At 64.1% G+C, this 6,536-nt stretch carries 8 protein-coding genes; 6 read left to right on the top strand and 2 right to left on the bottom strand.

What is annotated here, in order from left to right:
- Together metG and ACK4OE_RS24600 are read left to right on the top strand one after the other, a co-directional pair.
- On the top strand, positions 1-1,141 hold a 1,141-nt coding region (metG, locus tag ACK4OE_RS24605), incomplete at its 5' end, for a methionine--tRNA ligase subunit beta (RefSeq protein WP_409889026.1).
- Positions 1,142-1,168: 27 nt separating this feature from the next.
- The gene (locus ACK4OE_RS24600) at positions 1,169-1,429 is read left to right on the top strand and encodes a hypothetical protein (protein WP_409889025.1); all 261 of its coding nucleotides are present in this window, start codon (positions 1,169-1,171) and stop codon (positions 1,427-1,429) included.
- Between the two features lie 23 nt (positions 1,430-1,452).
- Here the strand turns inward: ACK4OE_RS24600 and ACK4OE_RS24595 are convergent, their stop codons facing one another.
- The gene (locus ACK4OE_RS24595; protein ID WP_409889023.1) at positions 1,453-2,076 is read right to left on the bottom strand and encodes a YitT family protein; all 624 of its coding nucleotides are present in this window, start codon (positions 2,074-2,076) and stop codon (positions 1,453-1,455) included.
- A gap of 493 nt (positions 2,077-2,569) precedes the next feature.
- Between ACK4OE_RS24595 and ACK4OE_RS24590 the strand changes: the two genes are divergently transcribed.
- On the top strand, positions 2,570-4,264 hold the full coding sequence (locus tag ACK4OE_RS24590) for a SulP family inorganic anion transporter (RefSeq protein ID WP_409889021.1): 1,695 nt from the start codon (positions 2,570-2,572) through the stop codon (positions 4,262-4,264).
- A gap of 13 nt (positions 4,265-4,277) precedes the next feature.
- On the opposite strand, the gene ACK4OE_RS24585 is transcribed toward ACK4OE_RS24590, so the two are convergent.
- Positions 4,278-4,790: an outer membrane protein assembly factor BamE gene (locus ACK4OE_RS24585; RefSeq protein WP_409889020.1), complete on the bottom strand. Its 513-nt coding sequence runs from the start codon at positions 4,788-4,790 to the stop codon at positions 4,278-4,280.
- A gap of 77 nt (positions 4,791-4,867) precedes the next feature.
- Here ACK4OE_RS24585 and ACK4OE_RS24580 point away from each other — a divergent pair, with 77 nt between their 5' ends.
- From ACK4OE_RS24580 to ACK4OE_RS24570, 3 genes are all read left to right on the top strand, one after another.
- Positions 4,868-5,074 (top strand): DUF3460 family protein, encoded by a 207-nt coding sequence (locus ACK4OE_RS24580; protein ID WP_409889018.1) that lies wholly within the window; start codon positions 4,868-4,870, stop codon positions 5,072-5,074.
- A gap of 64 nt (positions 5,075-5,138) precedes the next feature.
- Positions 5,139-6,002 carry a segregation and condensation protein A gene (locus ACK4OE_RS24575; RefSeq protein WP_409889016.1) on the top strand — a complete coding sequence of 288 codons (864 nt, stop codon included), beginning with the start codon at positions 5,139-5,141 and terminating at the stop codon, positions 6,000-6,002.
- A gap of 65 nt (positions 6,003-6,067) precedes the next feature.
- Positions 6,068-6,536, top strand: a 469-nt coding sequence (locus ACK4OE_RS24570) for an FAD-dependent oxidoreductase (RefSeq protein WP_409889014.1), incomplete at its 3' end; no start/stop codon positions are given.

Below are 6,536 nucleotides of genomic sequence, written 5' to 3'. Positions count from 1 at the left end.
CATGCTGCACTTCAGCGGCCGCAAGACGCCCAACAACGTGTTCGTGCACGGCTTTTTGACCGTGAACAACGGCGAGAAGATGAGCAAGAGCCGGGGCACGGGCCTGGACCCGCTCAAGTACCTGAGCCTGGGCATGAACGCCGAATGGCTGCGCTACTACCTGGCCGCCAAGCTGTCGGCCCGCAATGAAGACATCGATTTCAACGCCGAAGACTTCATGCTGCGGGTGAATAGCGATTTGATTGGCAAGTATGTGAACATTGCCAGCAGGGCGGCGGGCTTTTTGACCAAGCGCTTTGACGGCAAACTGACCAGCGACTTCGGCGCCACAGGCGGCGCCCTGCTGGCCGAGGTGCGCGGTGCGGGCGATGCAATCGCGCAGATGTACGAAACGCGCGAGTACAGCAAGGCCACGCGCGAGATCATGCTGCTGGCCGACAAGGTCAACGCCTATGTGGACCAGAACAAGCCATGGGACCTGGCCAAGAACCCCGACAACAACGAAGCCCTGCACCAGGTCTGCTCGGTGCTGATCAACACCTTTGCCGCCCTTACGCGCTATCTGTCACCCGTGCTTCCGGGCATGGCCCAGGCGGTGCAGTCGTTTGTGGGAGTGGACATGCAACGCTGGGATGCGGCGGGCGATGTGCAGGCCATCCAGCCCTACCAGCACCTCATGCAGCGCGTGACCCCCGAACAACTTGAAGCATTGTTTGAGACCCCAGCGCAAGCAGAGCAAGCGCCAGCAGCTACAGAAAACGTAGCAGCCAACTCCCACCCTGGTGGCGAAGAACTCGCCCCCACCATCACCATCGACGACTTCACCAAGATCGACCTGCGCATTGCGCTGATCGTCAACTGCGAGCCGGTAGAAGGCTCCACCAAGCTGCTGCGCCTGACGCTGGACGTGGGCGAAGGCCGCCACCGAAATGTTTTCAGCGGCATCGCCAGCGCCTACCAGCCCGCAGACCTGATCGGCAAGCACACCGTGATGGTGGCCAACCTGGCCCCGCGCAAGATGAAGTTTGGCATCAGCGAAGGCATGGTGCTGGCCGCCAGCCATGGCGACGAGAAAGCCAACCCCGGCATCTACGTGCTGAACCCATGGCCCGGCGCCACGCCTGGCATGCGGGTGCGCTGAGCGCGGCTACGCACTATGCGATGCCGCATGACCTGTGTCGTGGTGAGCGCTGCGCTGGCAGTGCCACAACTGCTGGCAGGCTGCGCGGTGGTGACCGTGGCCTCCACAGCCGTTAGCGTCACCGCATCGGCCGTCGGCCTGGCCGCAGACGCCGCCGTGGGCACTGTGAAGGTGGTGGGTAAAGGTGTGGGAATGGCCGCCAATGGCCTATCGGGTGGCAGTGCAGCGCCAGACCACAGTGGCATCCAGATTCGCGAATCCATCCGGCCAGCGCCCACTGAGGACTAGCGGCACGCCTGTGGGCCCAGTGCTCAATCGCCGGTGTAGCGCCCCGGCCGGTGGCTGATCCACAAAAAGCCGCTCATCACCAGCACGGCCAACACCGAATACGCCACGCGGTCCACCGGCACGATGAACAACGCCAACAGCACCACGGTGCCGTCGATCATCATTTGCACCTTGCCTGCGCGCATGCCGTAGCGGGCCTGCAGGTACAACGACACCACGGTGGCGCCGCCCAGGCTGGAGCGGTGGCGCGCCAGAAACAAGCAGCCCGTGCCCAGCAGCAGGCCGCCCAGCAACGATGCGAACAGGGGGTTGAGGTAGTCCACGCGCATGACATGCGGGAACAGCTCGGTCAGCAGCGACAGCAAGGCCACGCACACAAAGGTCTTGATGGTGAACTCACGCCCCATGCGCGTCCAGGCGAACCAGTAGAACGGCAGGTTGACGGCAAAGAAGAGTTTGCCAAACGAGATACCGGTGACGTAGTGCAGCAAAAACGCCACACCGGCGGTGCCGCCCACCAGCAAGCCCGCCTGGTTGAACAGCATGAGCGCCATCGCCACAAACAGGGTGCCCGCGAACAGCGCCTGCGCGTCTTCAAACATGCCGTGGCGCAGCGAGGGCGTGGGGGGAATGACGGGCGGTTGCATGGCAGGGGGTGGAGTGTCGTGCATGGGGGCGGGTTGTGCGGTGCCGGGCGGTATCTGCCTTCACTTGCGGCTAGCAAGCAACGCGCCAATCAAGGTAAGGGGTGGTCGGAGGATATGCGACGCCTGTAGGGCATGCCGAGGGGTTTGCAAGGGCTGCCGGTCAGCCACTCCATCGATCATCCTTTTTGAACAATTTTCAAGTGTTTTAGGCCTCTAGCGCTTATCCATCAAGCGCTACCAGCTATCAATTATGTAGTGTCTACCGTACAACGCTGACACTACGCTGAAGCCACTACGCGGGTTGTGGCGCTCGGGTGCCGTAGGGTTGCAATCGGTTGCACTTCAAGAAGTGCTCACTACACTGAACGCCTCCATGCCTGAACTCACGTTCTTAACGCCCTGCTGCAAACCGTGCGCACGCGGGGGCAGCCCTCCGAGCTGAACGCACCGCGCCCCACACGCCCACCGTTCACACACCCCGGAGCCTTCATCCATGCAGTTTTCGACCGCCTTTCGCCCCCGCCTGATCGACGCCCTGCGTGGCTACACCAAGAGCCGCTGGCTGGCCGACGTGGGCGCTGGGGTGACGGTGGGCATTGTGGCACTGCCGCTGGCCATGGCGTTTGCGATTGCGAGTGGCCTCAAGCCCGAGGCCGGGCTGTGGACGGCCATCATTGCGGGTTTCTTGATATCGGCCCTGGGTGGCACCAACGCGCAAATCGGCGGGCCTGCGGGCGCGTTCATCGTCATCGTCTACGGCATTGTGGAGCGCTACGGCGTGGCCAATCTGCTGATCTCCACCGCCTGCGCGGGCATCATTCTGGTGCTGCTGGGGCTGTTTCGCTTGGGCACGCTGGTACGGTTTGTGCCGGTCAGCATCGTCATCGGGTTTACCAACGGCATTGCGGTGCTGATTGCGCTGTCGCAGGTCAAGGACTGGCTGGGACTGTCGATTGACCGGATGCCGGGCAATTTCTTCTCGCAGGTCAGCGCGCTGGCGCGGCACATCGACACCTTCAACCCCTACGCATTCGGGCTGGGGCTGGCGTGTGTGGCGCTGCTGGTTATTTGGCCGCGGCTGTTCCTCAAGGACTCGCCCGTGATCCGGTTGCTGGAAGGCCACAAGGTGCGCCAGTTTGCGCGCGTGCCCGCGCCCGTGGTGGCGCTGGTGGTGCTGAGCCTGCTGGCGTGGGCGTTCAGCTTTCCGGTAGAGACGATCGGGTCGCGGTTTGGCGGCATTCCGCAGGGGCTGCCGGTGTTTGCGCTGCCCGCTTTTTCGTGGGAGACAGTGCGGCTGCTGGTCACGCCCACCCTGACGATTGCCCTGCTGGGCGCCATCGAATCACTGCTGTGCGCCCGCGTGGCCGACCAACTGGCCACCGACCCGCACCACAAAAAGCACGACCCCAACCAGGAGCTGATGGCCCAGGGCGCGGCCAACATGATCGTGCCGTTTTTTGGCGGCATGCCCGCCACTGGCACCATCGCGCGCACGGTGACCAATATCCGGTCAGGCGCCACCTCGCCCGTGGCGGGCATGGTGCATGCGGCCACGCTGGCGATCATTGTGCTGGTGGGGGCGCCGCTGGCGCTGCACATTCCACTGGCGGTGCTGGCGGGCATCTTGCTGTTTGTGGCCTGGAACATGGGCGAATGGCACGAGTTCGTGCGCCTCAAGCGCTTCAGCAACCACTACCGGCTGCTGATGCTGAGCACGTTCTTCCTCACCGTGGTGTTTGACCTGACCGTGGCGGTGGAGGTGGGCCTGTTCATGGCCTGCGCGCTGTTTGTGCGCCGCATGAGCGGGCTGTTTCGCGCCGTGCGCCAGCCCGATGTGGCGCCCACTCCGGGCGCAGACCTGTTCGCGCAGGTTGCAGCCACCGCGCGCCCGGTCGCCACATGGCGGCTGCACGGCGCGCTGTTTTTTGGCGCCGCCGCCAAGATCGATCCCATCATCCAGGCGGTGGAAACCGGCCCGCCCGGCATGGATGTAGAACTGGACGCCTGCGAACTGGTGGCGCTGGACACCACTGGGCTGGACGCGCTGGAGCAGATCCTGAAAGCCGTGGCCGCGCGCGGCGGGCGCCTGAGCGTCACCCATCTGCACGAGCAGCCCCGCTCGCTGATTGAGCGCTCGGGCTTTGCCGACCGGCTGGCAGCGCAGGGCGGTGCGTCGGTGGACGTCTAGTTCCGCCGCTCCGCTACTTTCCGCCCTTGAACTCCGGTGCCTCCGTGTCATCGCCCGTCTGGGTGCGCAGCACCACCTGCCCCGGCCCGTACACCACGGTGAACACCTGTGCCTGGTTCGAGCCCTGCATGAACCGCCAGTCCGCCCAGGTCTCGTTCTTCAGCTCGTAGGGTGTGACCTTGGCGGGCTTGCCCAGCAGGCGGCGCACCTCGTCCATGCGCATGCCGGGCACCACGCGCGCAAAGTTCTCGGGCGTCAGCACCTGGCGCACGGCGGTCAAACGGCCATCAGCGCCGATGGTGATCATGTAGTTGACCTGGCCTGCGGGCTGGCGGTTGTATTCAAAGGTGCGGGCGCCGCCGGGCTCGTCCCACACGTTCTCGGGAGCGCCAAAGCGGTCGCGCACGTCGGCCTCGGTCGAAACGCCCGGCTGCAGTTCGCTGATGCGCTGGGGGTCGCATGCGGTGAGCGCCAGCAGGGAAAAGGCGGCGGCTGCGAAGGCTGCGGCGCGATATATCAAGGGCATAAATTCGTCCCGGTAAAATCTTGGACCTTTGGTGCGTCACTGTGCCTGACGCGAACCAAGAAAGAGATTAACAGTCCATGTCCATCTTCCGCCGCCCCGACTACCAGTCCGACACCACCCAGTTCATCAACCAGCTCAAGGCCGACAAGCCCGGGCTGGAAGCCGAACAGCTCGCAGGCCGCGCCCTGCTGTGGGACAAGGCGGTGGACCGCAAGATCTGGGTCGAGTACCGCGACGGCCAGGTCGAACAAAAGCCATACGTCTACCAGACAAACGCAGAATAAGCATCAAATTGGCCTCTAGCGCTTATCCAATAAGCGCTAATAGCTACATTTAGCATAGCAATTCATGACCACCGCGAGCCACGCCAAGGCCGCCGACTCGCAAGGTGCGCAAGCGCTGGACGCGGGCGGCATGCCCGTGGTGGTCGACCAGGTGGCGCTGGCCCGGCTGTATGGCGAACCGCTGTTTGCCATGCCAACAGACCTGTACATACCGCCCGATGCGCTGGAAGTCTTCCTGGAAGCCTTTGAAGGCCCGCTGGACTTGCTGCTGTACCTCATCCGCAAGCAGAACTTCAACATCCTCGACATTCCCATGGTGGGGGTCACCAAGCAATACCTGGCGTATGTGGACGAGATCCGCAACCGCAATCTGGAGCTGGCGGCCGAGTACCTGCTGATGGCGGCCATGCTGATCGAGATCAAGTCGCGCATGCTGCTGCCGCCCAAGAAGCAGGCCGAAGGCGAAGAGCCCGAAGACCCGCGCGCCGCCCTGGTGCGCCGCCTGCTCGAATACGAACAGATGAAGATGGCCGCGATGCGCCTGTCGCAAGTGCCGCAGTACGGGCGCGACTTTTTGAAGGCACAGGTCTACATCGAACAAAGCCTGCAGCCGCGATTCCCCGACGTGCACGTGGTGGAGCTGCAGGACGCGTGGCGCGATATTTTGAAGCGCGCAAAACTGGTGCAGCACCACCGCATCACCCGCGAAGAGCTGAGCGTGCGCGAGTACATGAGCATGGTGCTCAAGACCTTGCAAGGGCGCCGCTTTGTGGAGTTTGAAGAACTCTTCGAGCCCGAAAAAGGCAGCACCGTGCTGGTGGTGACCTTCATCGCCCTGCTAGAGCTGGCCAAAGAGACGCTGATCGAGATCACACAGGCCGAGGCGTTTGCGCCGATCTACGTGCGTCTGGCATATACCCCGGCGTAGCCGCCCGCCCGCCATTCACCGCCCTGGCCGGTGGCCGTGGCCCTTCATCCATTCACACGTAAGCCATGGCATCCCACGACTTTGACGTCCTCATCGTAGGCAGCGGCCTCGCTGGCCTCTCGGCCGCGCTGCACCTGGCGCCCACGCACCGCGTGGCCGTGATCACCAAGCGCACGCTGCAGGATGGATCGAGCGGCTGGGCGCAAGGCGGCATTGCCGCCGTGCTGGCCGACGATGACAGCTTTGCCGCCCACATTGAAGACACGCTGGTCGCAGGCGCGGGCCTGTGCGACCTGGCCACCACACGCTTTGTGGTGGAGAACGCACCGGCATCGATTGCCTGGCTGCGCGAGCTGGGCGTGCCCTTCACGCTCGAGGGCGACCAGCTGCACCTGACGCGCGAGGGCGGCCACAGCGCACGCCGCATCGCCCATGTGACCGACGCCACGGGCGCGGCCGTGCAGCGCACACTGATCGACGTGGTGCGCGCCACCCCCGGCATCACGCTGTTTGAGCAACACACGCTGGTGGACC

It is taken from the genome of Acidovorax sp., from assembly GCF_046314175.1.
Classification (GTDB): domain Bacteria; phylum Pseudomonadota; class Gammaproteobacteria; order Burkholderiales; family Burkholderiaceae_C; genus Acidovorax.
This window is presented reverse-complemented; position numbering and strand designations above follow the sequence as displayed.

What these genes read in the sequence shown, in the direction of transcription:
- ACK4OE_RS24600 (WP_409889025.1), top strand. Translation starts at nt 1,169, where the DNA reads ATGACCTGTGTCGTGGTGAGCGCTGCGCTGGCAGTGCCACAACTGCTG.
- ACK4OE_RS24595 (WP_409889023.1), bottom strand. Translation starts at nt 2,076, where the DNA reads ATGCAACCGCCCGTCATTCCCCCCACGCCCTCGCTGCGCCACGGCATG.
- ACK4OE_RS24590 (WP_409889021.1), top strand. Translation starts at nt 2,570, where the DNA reads ATGCAGTTTTCGACCGCCTTTCGCCCCCGCCTGATCGACGCCCTGCGT.
- ACK4OE_RS24585 (WP_409889020.1), bottom strand. Translation starts at nt 4,790, where the DNA reads ATGCCCTTGATATATCGCGCCGCAGCCTTCGCAGCCGCCGCCTTTTCC.
- ACK4OE_RS24580 (WP_409889018.1), top strand. Translation starts at nt 4,868, where the DNA reads ATGTCCATCTTCCGCCGCCCCGACTACCAGTCCGACACCACCCAGTTC.
- ACK4OE_RS24575 (WP_409889016.1), top strand. Translation starts at nt 5,139, where the DNA reads ATGACCACCGCGAGCCACGCCAAGGCCGCCGACTCGCAAGGTGCGCAA.